This window comes from Ralstonia pickettii (assembly GCF_001699815.1).
Lineage (GTDB): Bacteria > Pseudomonadota > Gammaproteobacteria > Burkholderiales > Burkholderiaceae > Ralstonia > Ralstonia thomasii.
Map to the genome: position 1 here is coordinate 56,879 of NZ_MCGB01000084.1, position 14,928 is coordinate 71,806.

13 protein-coding genes are annotated in these 14,928 nt (G+C 66.1%); 4 read left to right on the plus strand and 9 right to left on the minus strand.

Going from position 1 to position 14,928, the window contains the following annotated elements:
• Positions 1-21 precede the first annotated feature (21 nt).
• Both BEK68_RS25805 and BEK68_RS17300 read right to left on the minus strand, forming a co-directional pair.
• Positions 22-168 (minus strand): hypothetical protein, encoded by a 147-nt coding sequence (locus BEK68_RS25805; RefSeq protein ID WP_004632445.1) that lies wholly within the window; start codon positions 166-168, stop codon positions 22-24.
• 27 nt (positions 169-195) lie between these two features.
• Complete coding sequence (locus BEK68_RS17300) at positions 196-600, minus strand: hypothetical protein (protein WP_024542660.1); 405 nt, start codon at positions 598-600, stop codon at positions 196-198.
• A 323-nt stretch (positions 601-923) separates the two neighbouring features.
• On the opposite strand from BEK68_RS17300, the gene BEK68_RS17305 reads away from it, so the two are divergent.
• From BEK68_RS17305 to BEK68_RS17315, 3 genes are read left to right on the plus strand one after another with little or no spacing between them, the layout of a single operon-like run.
• Positions 924-2,426 carry an RNA polymerase factor sigma-54 gene (locus BEK68_RS17305; RefSeq protein WP_028866844.1) on the plus strand — a complete coding sequence of 501 codons (1,503 nt, stop codon included), beginning with the start codon at positions 924-926 and terminating at the stop codon, positions 2,424-2,426.
• Between the two features lie 5 nt (positions 2,427-2,431).
• On the plus strand, positions 2,432-3,643 hold the full coding sequence (locus BEK68_RS17310; protein WP_065851817.1) for a glycosyltransferase family 4 protein: 1,212 nt from the start codon (positions 2,432-2,434) through the stop codon (positions 3,641-3,643).
• A gap of 29 nt (positions 3,644-3,672) precedes the next feature.
• Positions 3,673-4,467, plus strand: a complete 795-nt coding sequence (locus BEK68_RS17315) for a DUF2334 domain-containing protein (RefSeq protein ID WP_004632436.1) — start codon at positions 3,673-3,675, stop codon at positions 4,465-4,467.
• 9 nt (positions 4,468-4,476) lie between these two features.
• Here the strand turns inward: BEK68_RS17315 and BEK68_RS17320 are convergent, their stop codons facing one another.
• The 6 genes from BEK68_RS17320 to BEK68_RS17345 all read right to left on the minus strand — a co-directional run bounded on the left by BEK68_RS17320 (position 4,477) and on the right by BEK68_RS17345 (position 11,421).
• The gene (locus BEK68_RS17320) at positions 4,477-5,013 is read right to left on the minus strand and encodes a phosphatase PAP2 family protein (protein WP_065851819.1); all 537 of its coding nucleotides are present in this window, start codon (positions 5,011-5,013) and stop codon (positions 4,477-4,479) included.
• Positions 4,991-6,163 (minus strand): glycosyltransferase family 4 protein, encoded by a 1,173-nt coding sequence (locus BEK68_RS17325; protein ID WP_065851822.1) that lies wholly within the window; start codon positions 6,161-6,163, stop codon positions 4,991-4,993. Before BEK68_RS17325 ends, BEK68_RS17320 begins: the two co-directional genes overlap by 23 nt.
• A 7-nt stretch (positions 6,164-6,170) precedes the next feature.
• Positions 6,171-6,587 (minus strand): hypothetical protein, encoded by a 417-nt coding sequence (locus tag BEK68_RS17330; protein ID WP_065851824.1) that lies wholly within the window; start codon positions 6,585-6,587, stop codon positions 6,171-6,173.
• A gap of 225 nt (positions 6,588-6,812) precedes the next feature.
• Positions 6,813-8,081: an AI-2E family transporter gene (locus BEK68_RS17335; protein ID WP_065851826.1), complete on the minus strand. Its 1,269-nt coding sequence runs from the start codon at positions 8,079-8,081 to the stop codon at positions 6,813-6,815.
• Between the two features lie 51 nt (positions 8,082-8,132).
• Entirely contained in the window at positions 8,133-10,550 is a 2,418-nt protein-coding gene (locus BEK68_RS17340; protein ID WP_065851828.1) for a hybrid sensor histidine kinase/response regulator, read from the minus strand.
• Positions 10,551-10,638: 88 nt separating this feature from the next.
• Positions 10,639-11,421: a DUF4397 domain-containing protein gene (locus BEK68_RS17345; RefSeq protein ID WP_065851830.1), complete on the minus strand. Its 783-nt coding sequence runs from the start codon at positions 11,419-11,421 to the stop codon at positions 10,639-10,641.
• 297 nt (positions 11,422-11,718) lie between these two features.
• Here BEK68_RS17345 and BEK68_RS17350 point away from each other — a divergent pair, with 297 nt between their 5' ends.
• Positions 11,719-12,981 (plus strand): integrase, encoded by a 1,263-nt coding sequence (locus tag BEK68_RS17350; protein WP_065851832.1) that lies wholly within the window; start codon positions 11,719-11,721, stop codon positions 12,979-12,981.
• Between the two features lie 289 nt (positions 12,982-13,270).
• On the opposite strand, the gene BEK68_RS17355 is transcribed toward BEK68_RS17350, so the two are convergent.
• Positions 13,271-14,575 (minus strand): NCS2 family permease, encoded by a 1,305-nt coding sequence (locus BEK68_RS17355; protein WP_065851834.1) that lies wholly within the window; start codon positions 14,573-14,575, stop codon positions 13,271-13,273.
• Positions 14,576-14,928: the final 353 nt, after the last annotated feature.

A 14,928-nucleotide genomic window follows, 5' to 3' on the forward strand; every position in this document is an offset into this window, starting at 1 on the left:
CGCTGCATCCGCGCTGACGTTCTAGCGCGGATGCGCGTGCGCGCGTTCGCCCGGGTGCTCGTGGCGGCGGCGTTCCTGCGGTTCCGGCGTCCGGCGGCGGGGTGCGGGTTCGGTCTCCGCGCGGGCGCGCGGGCCCGTGCGGACGGCAATGGTGAGTGTCATCGGCATGACGAGCCCTTTTCCTTTCTTTCGAGGTTACTGACCTGGCTTCGAGCTACCGGGATAGGAATTCCCGGTGGTCGTCGCGGCATCGTTGCCGCCGGCCTGCACGCCCGAATGCGACATGTCGCCCGCGCTATTGGTACCGCCCGGCACGGTCGACTCTGATTTCGACTTCTTGTGATGGCGCTGCTTCTTGTGCATCGGCTTGCTGGTGTCGCTGCCGCCCGCAGCAGGTGTCGCCTCGCCGCCGGCCATCGGTGTATTCGCGGTGCGATCGGCAGTGGACGACGGCGGATCGGTGCGCTTGCCCGGCGCCTTGGTCGGGTTGCTGGACTCCTGGTTGTCGACCGGCGCGGCCGTCGTCTGGGCCATGGCAGTGCCGACGCCAAGGCCGAAGATCGCGCTGGCAAGCGCTGCGGTCAGAAAACGTGTTCGCATGTGGTTTCTCCTGGGATGTGATGCTGGATAAGAAGGCAATGGAAGCGCACTGCGGCGCGTCTCCCGCCTCCCACTGCAGCAACGCATGTACCTGCGGTGCCACCCATCCGCGTCTGCCAGGGCAATCCCGCTAGCAACGCCGGCGCTGTCATGTGCCGGCAACACTTCGCATATAAAAACGACATGACCATGTAGAAACGGCGTGCCAGCCGCCCGTGAAGCCTTGTGGCGACTGGCTTTGTGGACATGGCATACCCTTTGCATCGATGCGGTGACCGGTCGACGGAAATGTCGACACCCACTCACCAAAGGAGGCAAGGCGAATGGTCAAGGCCGCTCTGGAAATGCGTGCGAAGCAGCATCTCGCGCTAACACCGCGACTGCAGCAGTCCGTCAAGCTGCTGCAGTTGTCTGCAACCGAATTTGCGCAGGAAATGCAAGAAGCGCTCGCAAGCAATCCGTTCCTGGAGGAAGTCGAGCAAGAAGCCGGTGCGCAGCCCGATGCCGCACGGACCGGCGACATTGCCATTTCCGCCGATCTGGACGGCACCGCGGCCGATCACACGCCTGCAGACGACGCCCCGCTGGAAACCACCACCAGCGCCATCGAAACCGATGCGACGCTAGCGGCATCGGAAGACTTCCCCACCGACTTCAGCACCTATTACAGCCACGGCGGCGCCCACCACGGCGACGGTGAAGACAGCGACATAGGCGAGTGGGTGCATTCCACGCCGAGCCTGCGCGAGCATCTGCATCAGGAGCTGCGCAGCTATCGCCTGTCAGACCGCGACTGCCTCCTCGCGCAGACGCTGATCGAAGCGCTGGACGACGATGGCTACCTGCGCCAGCTGCTCTCCGAGCTGGCTCCGCTGGCACCGGTGGAGCCGCCCCCCACCGAGAAGGAAATGCAGATTGCCCTGGCGCTCGTGCAGAGCCTGGACCCGCCGGGCGTGGCCGCGCGCGATCTGGCGGAGTGCCTGCGCCTGCAGATCGAGGCGCGCCCCGCGGATACCGAAGCCGAAGAGCGCATCCAGGAGATCGCACAAGACATCGTGCGCAGCCACCTGCCCCGTCTGGCCAAGCGCGAATTCACGCAGATGCGTCGCGCGCTCGGCTGTACGGAAGAGGAGTTGCGCGATGCCTGCGCGCTGATCCGCATGCTGGACCCGCGCCCGGGGCTGCGCTTCTCGCAGGCGCATGCGGGCTACATCGTGCCCGACGTGATCGTTGCCAAGATCAAGGGCAAGTGGATTGCCCTGACGAACCCGGCGGTGGCACCGTGCGCGCGCGTCAACAAGGTCTACGCGGAGCTGTTTGCCCAGACGCGGGGCCACAATCGCACACCACTGGCGCACCAACTGCAGGAAGCACGCTGGCTGATCCGCAATGCGCAACAGCGCTTTGCCACCATCCAGCGCGTGGCCGAGGCGATCGTCGGGCACCAGAAGCATTTCCTGGAATACGGCGAGGTGGCCATGAAGCCGCTGGTGCTGCGTGATGTGGCCGAAGAACTTGGCCTGCACGAATCGACCATCTCGCGCGCCACGGGCAACAAGTACATGGCCACGCCGCGCGGCATCTTCGAGTTCAAGTATTTCTTCTCGCGCCAGTTGGCGACCGACACAGGCGGCGCATGCTCGGCGGCCTCCGTGCGGGCGCTGCTCAAGGAGATGATCGAAGCCGAAGACGCGGACGCCCCGCTCTCCGATGTGTCGCTCGCGAAGATGCTGGCTGAGCAGGGCGTGATCGTTGCGCGCCGCACGGTCGCCAAGTACCGCGGCCTCATGCGCATTGCACCCGCCGAAATGCGGCGCCAGGTCTGACCACCGTGCGCAAGCTGCCCACCGATCACTACCCGCATCGCCACGACGGCGATGCCACGGCCGCCGCGTTGCATCTGGCGGACATCACGATGTTCTGGGCGGCGGAAAGCGGTGGCGTCAAACGCTACCTGCGGGCCAAGCACGACTTCCTGCGCTCCACGCACTGGCGGCACACGTTGGTTGTACCCGGCACGGCAGACGACGCCAGCAACGAGATCGCCGTAGTGCCCGGCGTGCCGCTGCCGCTATCGCGCGGCTATCGCATTCCGCTGCGCACCGGACCAGCGGTGCGTGCACTCTGTGCGTTGTCGCCGGACCTGATTGAAGCCGGGGACCCTTATCGGCTGTCGTGGGCGGCGGTACATGCCGGCGCGCGGCTGCAGGTGCCGGTAGCGGCGTTCTATCACTCCGATCTGCCTGCGTTCTTCCGCCGGCTGGGCGGCCCACCCGCGGAACTGGCCGCAGCGGCGTACGCCCGCAAGCTCTATCCGCACTTCGATACGGTGTTCGTGCCGAGCCGCTACATCGCGCAGAAGGTGGCCGACCTGGGCGTGCAGCGCATTGAGCTGCAACCGCTGGGCGTGGACACGCGCCTGTTCCACCCGGCACGGCGCTCGCTGCGCTGGCGCGAACAGCTGGACCTGCCGCGTGATGCCCGCGTGCTGCTATACGTCGGCCGCTATGCGCCGGAGAAAAACCTGCACGTGCTCTGCGACGCGGTAGACAAGCTCGACGACGGAAGCGTGCTCGTCACCATCGGCTCGGGCCCGACCCCTCCGCGCGGCAAGAACGTGCGCGCGCTCGCTTATGAAGGCGATGCGCAGCACCTGGCCGCCGCCATGGCCAGTGCCGATGTTTTCGTGCATGCAGGCGATCAGGAAACGTTCGGCCTCGTCGCGTTGGAAGCGATGGCCAGCGGCGTGCCGGTCGTCACGTGCGCAGCGGGCGGCTTGAGCGAGCTGGTGGACGAGCGCGTCGGCTATGCCGTGCCACGTTGCATCGCGGACGATTTTGCCCAGGCGCTCCAGGCGCTGCGCCAACGGGATCCCGTGACGCTCGCGCACGCCGCGCGCCGCCATGCGGTGCAGCACGACTGGCGGGCCGTGCTGCCGCAGCTGCTGCACCGCTATCTGGCGCTGCTCGGCCGGCAAGCCGGCACCGCCGCAGCAACGTTCGAACCGGCTCGAGAGCGCGTGCGCGCATTGCGCAGCCGTTAGCCCAGACCACAGTCGCTTAGTTGATCATCATGTCGCGCTATCTCATCCTCGCCATGCACGACGTCACTCCCGCCACCTGGCCCGCGTGCAAGGTGTTGCTCTCTGCGTTGGACGAGGTGGCGCGCGTACCCAAATCGCTGCTGGTCATTCCAAACTTCTATCGCGGCCCGACCGCCCGCAACAGCGAGCGCTTCTGCCGCGTGATGAGCGAATGCCTGGCGGAGGGCGATGAACTTGTGCTGCATGGCTATGCGCACCTCGATGACCAGCCTCCGGGCGGCTTGATCAATCAACTGATCCGCACGCGCTATACCGCCGGTGAAGGCGAGTTCTCGGCGATTCCGCTGGCAGCAGCGCGTGCGCGCATCGAAGCCGGCGCCGCGTGGTTTGCCGCCAACGGCTGGCCGCTGCATGGCTTTGTCGCACCGGCGTGGCTGATGAACCCGGCCACCTGGGAAGCACTCGACGGGCTGCCACTGCGCTACACAACCACGCTGCAGCGCTTTTACCTGCTGCACCCGCGCCGCCCGCTCAAGGCACCGTGTCTGACGTATAGCGTTCGCTCGCCGGCGCGCCGACTGGTGTCCCGGTACTACCTGCGTTGGCTCGCACAGCGGCACGCCGACGCGCCGCTGCTGCGCCTGGGCCTGCATCCGGCCGACGCGGCACATCCCGACGTCATTCGCCATTGGCAGGAACTGCTTGCCACATGCCTGGAGACGCGCACCCCCGTCACCAAGAACGGCTTTGCGCAGGCCCTGGCGCAAGCCTGGATGGGCGGCCCGGAAACCACCGTCACCGGGCACGCGCAAACGTCGTACTGAGCGCGGGCCTTAGAACAGCCACACCGACAACCCGCCGATCACCATCCCAAGCCCGGCTCCCGCCAGCACGTCGCTCGGATAGTGCAGGCCGAGCACGATGCGGGAGATGGCGACCATCAGCGTGAACGGCACCAGCGCCAGCGCCATGCGCGGGTAGTACGCTGCCATCACGATGCTGAACGACACCGCATGCAGCGTGTGACCCGATGGAAAACTGAACTGATCGAGCACGCGCCCGCACAGGTGGATCTCTTTGCAGGAAAGATAGGGTCGCGGACGGCACACGCCACGCTTGAGCACAATGTAGATGACGAGCGAGAGCAGCCCCGTGAGCCCCATCTGCTTGGCGCATTCCCAGCCGGTGTCACCGCCCACCACCGGCAACGCCGCCATCAACGCATACCAGAGCATGCCGTCACCAAGGCGGCTGACACCGCGATAGAAGCGCATGGCCGAGGCATTGCCCGCCACGTGGTTGAGCGCCACGGCGAGCTGCCGATCGCGCTCGCGCCAGCGCTTCCAGTCAGGCCAGGCGTGCGTCGCCATGGTAGGCCTCCCCGTTGGTGGCAGCGTCGTGCACGGCAATGAGCGCGGCTTCAAAGCGTTCGAGCACGCGCGGCCAATCCAGGCCCTGCGCCGTCAGCCGCGCTGCCTGCCCGAGGCGTTGCCGCAAGCCGGCATCGGTGGCGAGCGCGACGGCCGCCTGCGTGAATGACGCGGTATCACCGACGGGCGCGAGCCAGCCGTTCTCCTGGCTGCGCACGAGCATGCCGGCCGCTGCGGTATCGAACGCGACCACGGGCAAACCGCTGGCCATCGCCTCGACCACCACGTTGCCGAAGGTCTCGGTCAAGCTCGGAAAGAGAAACACGTCAGCCGATGCATAGTGCGCGGCCAGTGCCTCGCCATGCTGCGTTCCGCCAAAGATGGCATCGGGACAGTGCCTGCGCAGTGCGTTGCGCTGCGGGCCATCGCCCACCATGACGAGGCGTGCGCGGGGCACGCGCTTGCGCACCACATGAAACGCATCGAGCGCGACGCAGAGGTTCTTTTCCAACGCCAGACGGCCAACCGTGAGCACGATCGGCGTATCGGCATTGGCGCCCCACTGCGCGCGCAATGCGTCGCTGCGGGCTTGCGGCGTGAATTGGTGTGCATCGACGCCGCGTGTGCTGACGGTCAGGCGCGCAAAATCGAGTTCGCTCAACTGCCGCTGCAGTTCGCGCGTGGGGACAAACGTGCGATCGGTACGGTTGTGAAATGCGCGCAGATAGGCGCGCACGAGCGTGACGGCACCTTCCCACGCATAGTGGCGGCCGTACTCGTCGAAGCGGGTTCTGAAATCCGACGTCACCGGCAGACCGAGTTGCCGCGCGGCGCGGATGGCTGACCAGCCTAGCGGCCCTTCCGTGGCGACATGCACAAGGTCGGGCCGATAGGCGGCCCACGCGCGAAGCAGGCGCCGGCGCGCGGGCAACCCCATGCGCAAATCCGGATACAGCGGAATCGGCACGCCAGGAACGCGCAGCGTGTCATCCGCCAGTGCAGACTTGCCGGCGTCGATGGCACGTTGGCGCGGGCGCACCACCATCACGTCATGCCCGCGCGCCTGCAGGAACGCCGCGGTGCGCGCGGCAGTGAGCGACACGCCGTTGAGTTCCGGCGGCCAGGTTTCGGTCACATAAGCGATGCGCATGCGCCGATCAACCCTTGTGCTCGTCGCGGCTGTGCGAAGGGCCGCCCGTCTGGCCTCGCTTGTGGGCAAGGTCATCTGCGCTGCGATTGGCGACTTGGCGATCGCTGTCGTCGCGATTGGCCGCATGGCGTTCGCGCACGACGCGCTCCACGCCCGGGGTGTTGTGCAGATCGGTGTCGAGCTGACCGCTTTCGATGTCGCGCGCGGCCTGCTCGACATCGCTGCGCGGGGCGGAACGTTGCTCTTCAAGGTGCTGGTCGCGCTCGTGCGGCAGCCGATCTGCCGAGCCCGACTCCGGCTTGCCGAGCATCTTGTCGATGTTTTCAGCGTTTCGGCCCGCGCCTGGCGCACGCGGCGGTGTCATGCCTGCCGGCCGTTCGCCGCGCTGATGCGGGCCCCGTAAGGTGGGGCGTAGTCGGTTCATGGCGCCCTCCTGCGGACGTGATCTGGTTGCCTTGCGCACCGCAACCGACGTGCCCACAGCGCACGCTCACATCATGCAAGGGACAAGACCTGCACCGCTGCTGCACAACCACGCGGTGCAGACGGTGCGGATTAACCATGCATGTGCCGGCGTCGCGGCGTGATCATTGCGTAAGGGTTACATGCGCGCTTGTAACGCTTGCTGCGCCAGGTGATTGAGAGGCAATCAGCGGGGGCGGTGCACGCGTTCCAGGCGCCGTGTGGAACGGCCGCGCAGTCGGTCCAGCAGCCGCTGCGACACGCCGGCCGGCGCATCGGTGGTGCCGAGCAGCGTACCAAGCGGGCGCAGTCGGTCGACGTGATCACACACCACCTTGATCATCGCCGTGATCGATGTCCCAAGCAGCAAGCCCCACAGGCCCCACAGCCAGCCCCACAGCAGCAGGCCGATGTAGACCACACACGGGTCGAGCTTGGACGCCCGGCTCTGCAGCCACGTCACGAGCAGCGTGCCGACCAGCGTGGCCAGCAGCAGCGTAACGCCTGCCACGACAAGCGCATCCGACCACGCGCCCATCTGCAGGTATGCGCCAATGCCGCTGGCCACGGCAATCACCACCGAACCGAGATACGGCACGAAATGCAGCACAGCGGTCGCCAGACCCCAGACCGCCGCGTCTTCCATGCCGAGCAGCACAAAGGCCACCGTGGTCAGTACGCCCAGCATGATGTTGGTGGCAAACAGCACCAGCAGCGAATACTGAATCTGCGTGCCGATCACCGCCATCATGCGCACCGCGCGCTTCTTCTCGCTCAAGGTGTTGCCCACTGCACGCACCCATTTGCGCTTGAGTGCCTGGCCCGAAGCGAGCAGGAAGTAGACGAGAAACGAGACCACGACGAGTTGTCCGGCCAGCGCGAAGAGGTTGGCGGAGCCTGTCCATAGAAACTCGCGCAGCGGCAGCACCGGCTGCGCGGCAGCTGGCTCGGCGTAAGCCGGGGCCGCGGGCGAACGCTTGGCAGGTGCTGGTGCCGGCTTGCCCTGCACGCCTTCGGCGGCATGCTCGAGCGCGACGGTCACATCGCGCATCTTGCCGAACGCGCCGCCCATGTGCCCGCGCATACCGTCGACGGCTTGCGCCATGCGCTCCGCCGCAACGGGCAACCGGTCCGCCATGGCCGACACGCCGTCTTGCATTCCGAAGACCAGCATCGCACCGGCAATCCACAAGCCCAGCACCACGATGCCCGCGGCTATGGGGCGCGGGACATAGCAGCGCCGCAGCCACACCACAACCGGGTTCAACGCAAACGCGAGCACCACACCCAGCGTAACCGGCACCAGGAACGCTCGCGCCCACTGCAGAAACACCAACGTGCCGCCAATGGCCACCAGCACCATCGCCACGCGCCAAGCCGGCTGCCGCAGCCCGTCGAGCAGGCTACCGTGCAAGGGTTCCAGCGGCGTGGTGGGTGGAGTCGGTTCGGCTGGCATGGCAGAGAATGCGGTTCTCCGTTCTCTGCGCAAAAGTCGTGCCCTGGCGGGCTATGACACGGAAGCAGCAGGCATCGCCAGCATCCGCAACGTACGCACCAGATCGTACGGCGACACAGGCTTGATCAGGTGTTCCTGAAAACCGGTGGCCAGCGCCTGAGCGCGATCGTGCGGCTGCGCAAATGCGGTCAGCGCGATGGCGGCCATCGGCGTCGCGCCGGTGGGCAGGTGTTCGTGTTCCCAAGCACGAATTCTCTGCAGGATCGCGTAGCCGTCTTCATCGGGCAGCGCGATGTCGCACACCACGGCCTGCGGGCGGCCTGCTTCACCCCGTGCGCCCCAGAGGTCGAGCAGCGCCATCGTCTCGTGCCCGGAGCCCACGCTGCCGACCTCCGCACCGACCTGCGTGAGCAATGTCGCCAGCGCGTCGCGCGCATCCTGCTGGTCGTCAACCAGCAGCACGCGCAGGCCCGCCAGTGAAGGCAGTGGCCCGCTGCGTTCGGGGTCTTCGGCCAGCGGCGTGATCAGATCGGCGCCGGCATGCAGCGGCAGGTACACGGTAAAGGCAGCGCCATGCTGGTCGCCCTCACTGCGCGCATACACGCGCCCGCCGTGCAACTCGGTCAGGCGCTTGACCAACGCGAGCCCAAGCCCCAGTCCACCCGTGCGCCGCGTGTGCGCGCCGTCGGCCTGGCGGAATGGATCAAACAGATACGGCAAGAACGCCGGCGCAATCCCGCGGCCGTTATCGCGCACGACAATGCGCGCCACCTCGCCCAACAGATCGGCCGACAGCCAGACATCACCGCCGTCCTGCGTGAACTTGATGGCGTTGGTCAGCAGGTTCCACACGATCTGCTCGACACGATCGGCATCGCCGTCAATTTCGTGATCGTCCAGGTCGATGGTGATGTGCAGGGCGATGTGGCGTTCGGCGGCCAACGCGTGCACGCTGTTGAGCGCGCGTTCCAGCGCCGTGCGCAGCACGAACGGTTCACGCGTCAACCGCAGCTTGCCGCTCATCACGCGTGTGGCGTCCAGCAGGTCTTCGATCAGGCGTACCTGCTGCTCGACGCCCGTCTTGATGCCCGCGAGCGCACGCTGCATGAGCGGCGCACCGCCGGCGATCTGGCTCTCCAATACATACGCCCAGTTCTGGATGCCATTGAGCGGCGAACGCAGCTCGTGCGACACCACCGCCAGGAACTGATCGCGCGCCCGCGCCGCGGCTTCTGCCTGCGCACGCGCGGCTTGTTCGCGCAGCAGCAGCGCATCGCGCTCGCGCTCGGCCTCGGTGCGTTCGGTCACGTCGTAAATGATGAGCAGCGCCGATTCCATCGCGCCGTTGCGATCCGCTTCCGGAATCACGCGCGCGTTGTAGTGCGCAATGCGCGGTCGTCCGTCGAACACGTCCAGATGCAAGGCAAGCGTCTGTTCTGCGCCCAGGGCGAACGCGTGGCGGGCGGCGTCCTCCAGCGGGCGCGTGACCTCGGCGGCAAGCGGCGATGCCGTCAGCGTCTTGCCAATCATCACGGCAGGCGTCACGCCAAAGGCTTCGGTGACCGCGCGGTTGACATACATGCAGCGCAGTTCGCGATCGAGCCGCGCGATCACGTCGGGCGCGTTCTCGACCAGCGTGACGAATTCGCGCTGATGGCGAAAGCGCTCGTGCTCGGCCTCCTTGCGCTCGGTGATGTCTTCCACCACGCAGACGAGCGCCTGTACCCTGCCGTCCGGCCCATGCTGCGGCGAGTACGCGGCGTGCACGAAGCGACGGCCAACATCGGCCCGATACTGCAATTCCATTTCAAACTCGACGCGCTGCCCCGCGAATGCGTCGTTCAGGTGCGACAGGACACGGGCATACGCTGCTTCACCCATCAGGTCGCGCAAATGGCGGCCCAGCACGTCTTCGTGCCGAAAGCCCAAGCGCTGCGCGTAGGCGCGGTTGGCAAAACGCACGCGGTGCTCGGGGTCGATCTGCACGAGCGGAAACGGCACGCTTTCAGTCAGCCATTGCAACTGGAATTCCGACTCGGTGAGTGCGGCCAGGGTCTGCTGGCCCTGCGTCACGTCTTCGACCACGCCCACGGCATGGGCGGACGCACCGTCGAGGCGTGGCAGGAGGTAGCCGCGTTCGCGAACGCGGTATTCGCGCGTTTGGCCGTCGTCGGTGCCGAGCCAGCGGTATTCGAGGGCAAACTCCTGCCCCCGCGCTAGGCCCTCCCAGGCGGCACGCAGCGCGATATGGTCATCCGGATGCACATGGACGAGCCAGCGGTCACGGATACCGCACAAAGAATCGGGCTGCACGCCCCACGTCTGCGCCCCGGCGCTCACGTGCAGACGCGTTCCCGTCAACGGATCGTCTACCCAGAACACATCAACCTGCTTCTTGGCGGCCGGTGCAGCATGCGTCTCGCGCGCTGCGCGCACGGGTGCCGACCAGCCCGTTACGGATTCACTCATTGCGCCCTTCGCTAGCAGTTTTCATTCCCGGGGCCGCCGCGAAAAAAATGCGGTGCCGCAGCACCGCATCATAGGGCGTGAAGCGAAGTTACTGCGAGGGCAATTCAGAAGCCGTCTGCGAGGCACCGTTGGCCTGGGCCACCAACACGCGAATCGCGTTCGGCGTCACCGCACCGACGCCCCCGGCCGGCAGCGTGGTGATCAGCCAGTCGGCGTTGTTGGCCAGGCTGAACGGTTGCGAGGTGAAGATGATGTTCTTCGTCCCGGCCGTCGCCACCCGCACCTGGTACGTCCCGCCATCGACGTAGATCGAATCCTGCGTGCTGGCCGGCGACGCGCCGCCGTAACCGGCACCGCTCATGGTCGGCGCAATGGCTGAAAGGTCCACGTTCGGCGCGGTCACGTAGACATCGACGTTGGGGGCGTTGTACGAAGCGTTGAAGGTGCGCACGCGCGCCTTGTCTGACAGGATCGACTTGTTATACGGATCATCGATGAGCGCCAGACTCGTGGCCGAGCCGTTGGAGCCCACGATGGCCAGCGCCGTATAGCGGTGGCCATTTGCCGGCGTGAAGCCGGTGGAAGCCAGCGGCGTACTGCTGCCCGTGTTCGACACCGTTGCCGTGCTGGCCGTCGCGTCAATGCCGAAGTAATTGCTGACGTTCTTGAAACCGACATTGGTGATCTTCGTGGTGCCGTTCACACCAAAGTCCACGTTGCCGATGAACGGGTTGGCGTGCACCGTGCGGTATTGCGGCGAGCTGGTGCCGATGATCTGCCCGATGTCGTTGTCACCGCCGCCGCATCCGGCAAGCACACCCAACGAACCCAACGCCAGCACGGCGACGATCTTCCTGATCTGTATCTTCATCTTGCACCTCGGAGGGAGAGTCCTGTCATGAACCGGGCCGCATGCATCGCACGCCCATGTACGTTGTTGTCGACTTGTGGAGCCGAAGATAGCCACGCACGTGCAGCGTGCCTATCGAACTGGTTCCGATCGTTTTGTCGGAAGCGTCCGACACACGAAGCGACGTTCCCGCATTGAGCATGGGGCGTGCCCATCGCGGTTGAATATCCGCTCGAATGCGGTGCCTGCGCCTGGGTACGGATGCGGATCGCTATACTTGCGCGAACCGTTTTGTCTTCGTGCCCACACACGCTCCGCATGTTCGAACCGCGCCCGGCAGACGCCGTGCCCCTTCCCGATAACGCCGCTTCCGAGGCTGATCTGCAGGCTTTCGCGCAGGAGCGTGAACGCGTGCAGGCGTGGCTCGCTGCGCGCGCTTCCGGCGCCCGTGCGGTGAGTGCTTCCACGCTGTCGCAGTACCGCGTGGAAGCCGAGCGCGTGTGCTGGTACGCGCGCACGTTCGGTAAGCCGATCGCAAGCTGGAAACGCGACGACGCGTCGGCCTATCTGCGCTTTTTGCAAGAACCGCCTGCATGGGCGATCAGTGCGCGCGGCATTGAACGCGACGATGCCAACTGGACGCCGCTGCGCGGCCGGCTCTCGGCACGTTCCGCACGACAGAGCAGCATCATCGCGGCGAACCTCTGCGGCTGGCTGCTGCGCACGGGCTATCTGCGCGCGAACCCGTTTCTCGATGACGATGCGATCGTCATTACCGTACCGGCGCCAAGCGCGCCCGCACCGAGGTCGGTCGCAACGTCCGAACCGGACACCGCGCTTGGCGCATCCGATATGGCATTGATGATCGATGCCGTGCGCGCGCGTGTCGCGCTTGGCCGTGAAGCGCGCTTGCGCCAGGCGCGCGACCACTTCCTCGCCGTGCTGCTCGCGCAGGCGAGCATGCGGGTATCGGAACTGGTAAGCGCACGGATGGGAGACGTGGCGCTGCACGCCGTGCCGGCCGCGCGCGTGACATCCGACGCGCTGCTGCCGGCGTCGGTCTGGCTGCTGGCAGTCGGCACAGGCCGCTCGCAGCGCTGGCTGCCATGCGATGCGCTGATGCCTGCGCTGCGCGAGTACCGCGCGGCCTTTGGCCTCTCGCCGTTGCCGCTGCCGAACGAAGCCACGCCGCTGCTGCTGTCGGTGCGCAAGCGCTCGCCGCGACGTGCAGACGGCACCATCATCGACTCCCCCGCCCTGCGTCGCGACTTCGGCGAGCGCAAGGGCATCGCCTCACGCTCGCAACTGCTGCTCATCGTCAAGGCCATGCTTGGCGAAGCCGCTGAATACGCTCGCGCCATCGGTCGCGCCGACGCAGCTGTGCGCCTCGCGAATGCCTCGCTGCGTAGCGTGCGCGGTGCCCATTTACGCGAGCGGCTTGCCACCGGTGAGCCGGCTGCCGACGTTGCCCACGCGCTCGGCCTTGCTGCCCTGCCGAGCGTCGCCGTGCGTGCGCGCGAAGCCGATCTGGCCGCCAGCATTACCGACGCAGCCCGCAAACTGGCCGTGCCGTCCGCCTGACATTCCTCCACACATCGCGCAGAAACGGGTACGCACCGCCTGCGTGAGTGCCGTATCAACGCATTGTCGAAACCAATTGTCGCCTCGATTTGCGCGACAGTTGTCACTTACCTCGTCCGCAGAATCGGGTACGTTCACTTGCCGAAACGGCGACAATGGTACGCAGAAACGGGTACGCCCGGCGCTGCAATCGCACGCAGAAATGGGTACGCTTTGGCGCAAATGCTCCAAAAAAAAACGCGGACCCAAAAGTCCGCGTTCGCTGTGGATCGCGTGGAGCCCCTGGCGCTCAGTGCCCGCCAGACAGATAGAAAAAGCGGAATAGGAACACCGCCGAGATGATCCACACGATGACCGGCACCTCGCGCATGCGGCCGGTGAACAGCTTCAGACCCGCGTAGGTGATGAAACCGAACGCAACGCCGTTGGCGATCGAATACGTGAACGGCATCATCAGCGCCGTCAGCACGGCCGGCACGGCTTCGGTGGTGTCTTCCCAGTTCAGGTCCACCAGCTCGCGCAACATCAGGCACGAAACGTACAACAGCGCGGGCGCCGTCGCGTAAGCCGGCACCACGCCAGCCAGCGGCGAGAAGAACAGACACAGCAGGAACAGCGCGGCCACCGTCAACGCAGTCAGCCCCGTCCGGCCGCCCGCCTGCACACCCGAAGCGCTCTCGATATAGGCGGTGGTCGACGACGTACCCAGCAGCGAGCCCGCCATGATGGCCGTGCTGTCCGCCAGCAGCGCCTTGTTCAGGCGGTCCATCTTGCCTTGCTTGAGCAGGCCCGCGCGGTTGGCCACGCCCATCAGCGTGCCGGTCGCGTCAAACAGCTCCACCAGGAAGAACACGAGCACGACGTTCAGGATGCCTACAGACAGCGCCCCCATGATGTCGAGCTGCATCAGCGTGGGCGCAAGCGACGGCGGCATCGACACCACACCGTGGAACGTATTGCCCGCAAAGAAGAAGCTCGCTGCCGTCACGGACAGAATGCCGATCAGGATGGCGCCCTTCACGCGCAGATGGTCCAGTGCGACGATCACGAAGAAGCCGATCACCGCCAGGATGACCGAAGGCTGGTGCACGTCGCCCAGCGTCACGAGCGTCGCCGGATTCCCGACGATCAGCCCAGCCCCCCGCAGCGACACGATGCCCAGGAACAGCCCGATACCCGCCGTGATTGCCACGCGAATCGAATGCGGAATCCCGTTGACGATCATCTCGCGGATGCGGAACACGCTTACCAGCAGGAACAGGCAGCCGGAAATGAATACCGCGCCCAGCGCCGCCTGCCACGTAAAGCCCATGCCCTTGACCACCGCGTACGCAAAGTAGGCGTTCAGGCCCATGCCTGGCGCCATCGCGATCGGGTAGTTCGCGTACATCCCCATGATGATCGTGCCGATCGCCGCGGCAATGCAGGTGGCGACAAATACCGCGTCGTGCGGCATGCCCGCGTCAGCCAGGATGTTCGGATTGACGAAGATGATGTACGCCATGGTGAGGAACGTCGTCAGCCCGGCAAGCACTTCCGTGCGGACGTCGGTCTGGTGTTCCTCGAGCTTGAAGGTGCGCGCAAGCCAGGTCATTCAGGTTGTCTCCTCTTGTTGTGAAGTGTCATCGCCGGCCGGCGCGGTCCTGCGCTTGGCTCCCCTGATGCACGCCCACCATGGGGCGAGGCTACTCTTAGCAAGATTCCGGCGCCCCCAGGCTGCACGGTCCAAATACTTGTTCATGTGAATCGAATGATGGAAACGCGACGGCCAACCAAGAGCCGGGCCGGCGCGCGGGATGCGCATGATGCCCGAAACGCCGGACGTATGCACTCGCCCGACAGGCCGCCTCCGGCTGGCAGCGAAGAACCCGTCCCCCCACCCACCCACTGACCGTACCCGTTTCTGCGAGAGCCAGATGGCACGTGGCCTGCGCGCCCGTAGGCGTA

Bases quoted from the DNA above. Each gene is read 5' to 3' on its own strand.
- BEK68_RS17335 (WP_065851826.1), bottom strand. From the start codon at position 8,081: ATGCCAGCCGAACCGACTCCACCCACCACGCCGCTGGAACCCTTGCAC.
- BEK68_RS17300 (WP_024542660.1), bottom strand. From the start codon at position 600: ATGCGAACACGTTTTCTGACCGCAGCGCTTGCCAGCGCGATCTTCGGC.
- BEK68_RS17320 (WP_065851819.1), bottom strand. From the start codon at position 5,013: ATGGCGACGCACGCCTGGCCTGACTGGAAGCGCTGGCGCGAGCGCGAT.
- BEK68_RS17345 (WP_065851830.1), bottom strand. From the start codon at position 11,421: ATGAAGATACAGATCAGGAAGATCGTCGCCGTGCTGGCGTTGGGTTCG.
- BEK68_RS17305 (WP_028866844.1), top strand. From the start codon at position 924: ATGGTCAAGGCCGCTCTGGAAATGCGTGCGAAGCAGCATCTCGCGCTA.
- BEK68_RS17330 (WP_065851824.1), bottom strand. From the start codon at position 6,587: ATGAACCGACTACGCCCCACCTTACGGGGCCCGCATCAGCGCGGCGAA.
- BEK68_RS17340 (WP_065851828.1), bottom strand. From the start codon at position 10,550: ATGAGTGAATCCGTAACGGGCTGGTCGGCACCCGTGCGCGCAGCGCGC.
- BEK68_RS17350 (WP_065851832.1), top strand. From the start codon at position 11,719: ATGTTCGAACCGCGCCCGGCAGACGCCGTGCCCCTTCCCGATAACGCC.
- BEK68_RS25805 (WP_004632445.1), bottom strand. From the start codon at position 168: ATGCCGATGACACTCACCATTGCCGTCCGCACGGGCCCGCGCGCCCGC.
- BEK68_RS17355 (WP_065851834.1), bottom strand. From the start codon at position 14,575: ATGACCTGGCTTGCGCGCACCTTCAAGCTCGAGGAACACCAGACCGAC.
- BEK68_RS17315 (WP_004632436.1), top strand. From the start codon at position 3,673: ATGTCGCGCTATCTCATCCTCGCCATGCACGACGTCACTCCCGCCACC.
- BEK68_RS17325 (WP_065851822.1), bottom strand. From the start codon at position 6,163: ATGCGCATCGCTTATGTGACCGAAACCTGGCCGCCGGAACTCAACGGC.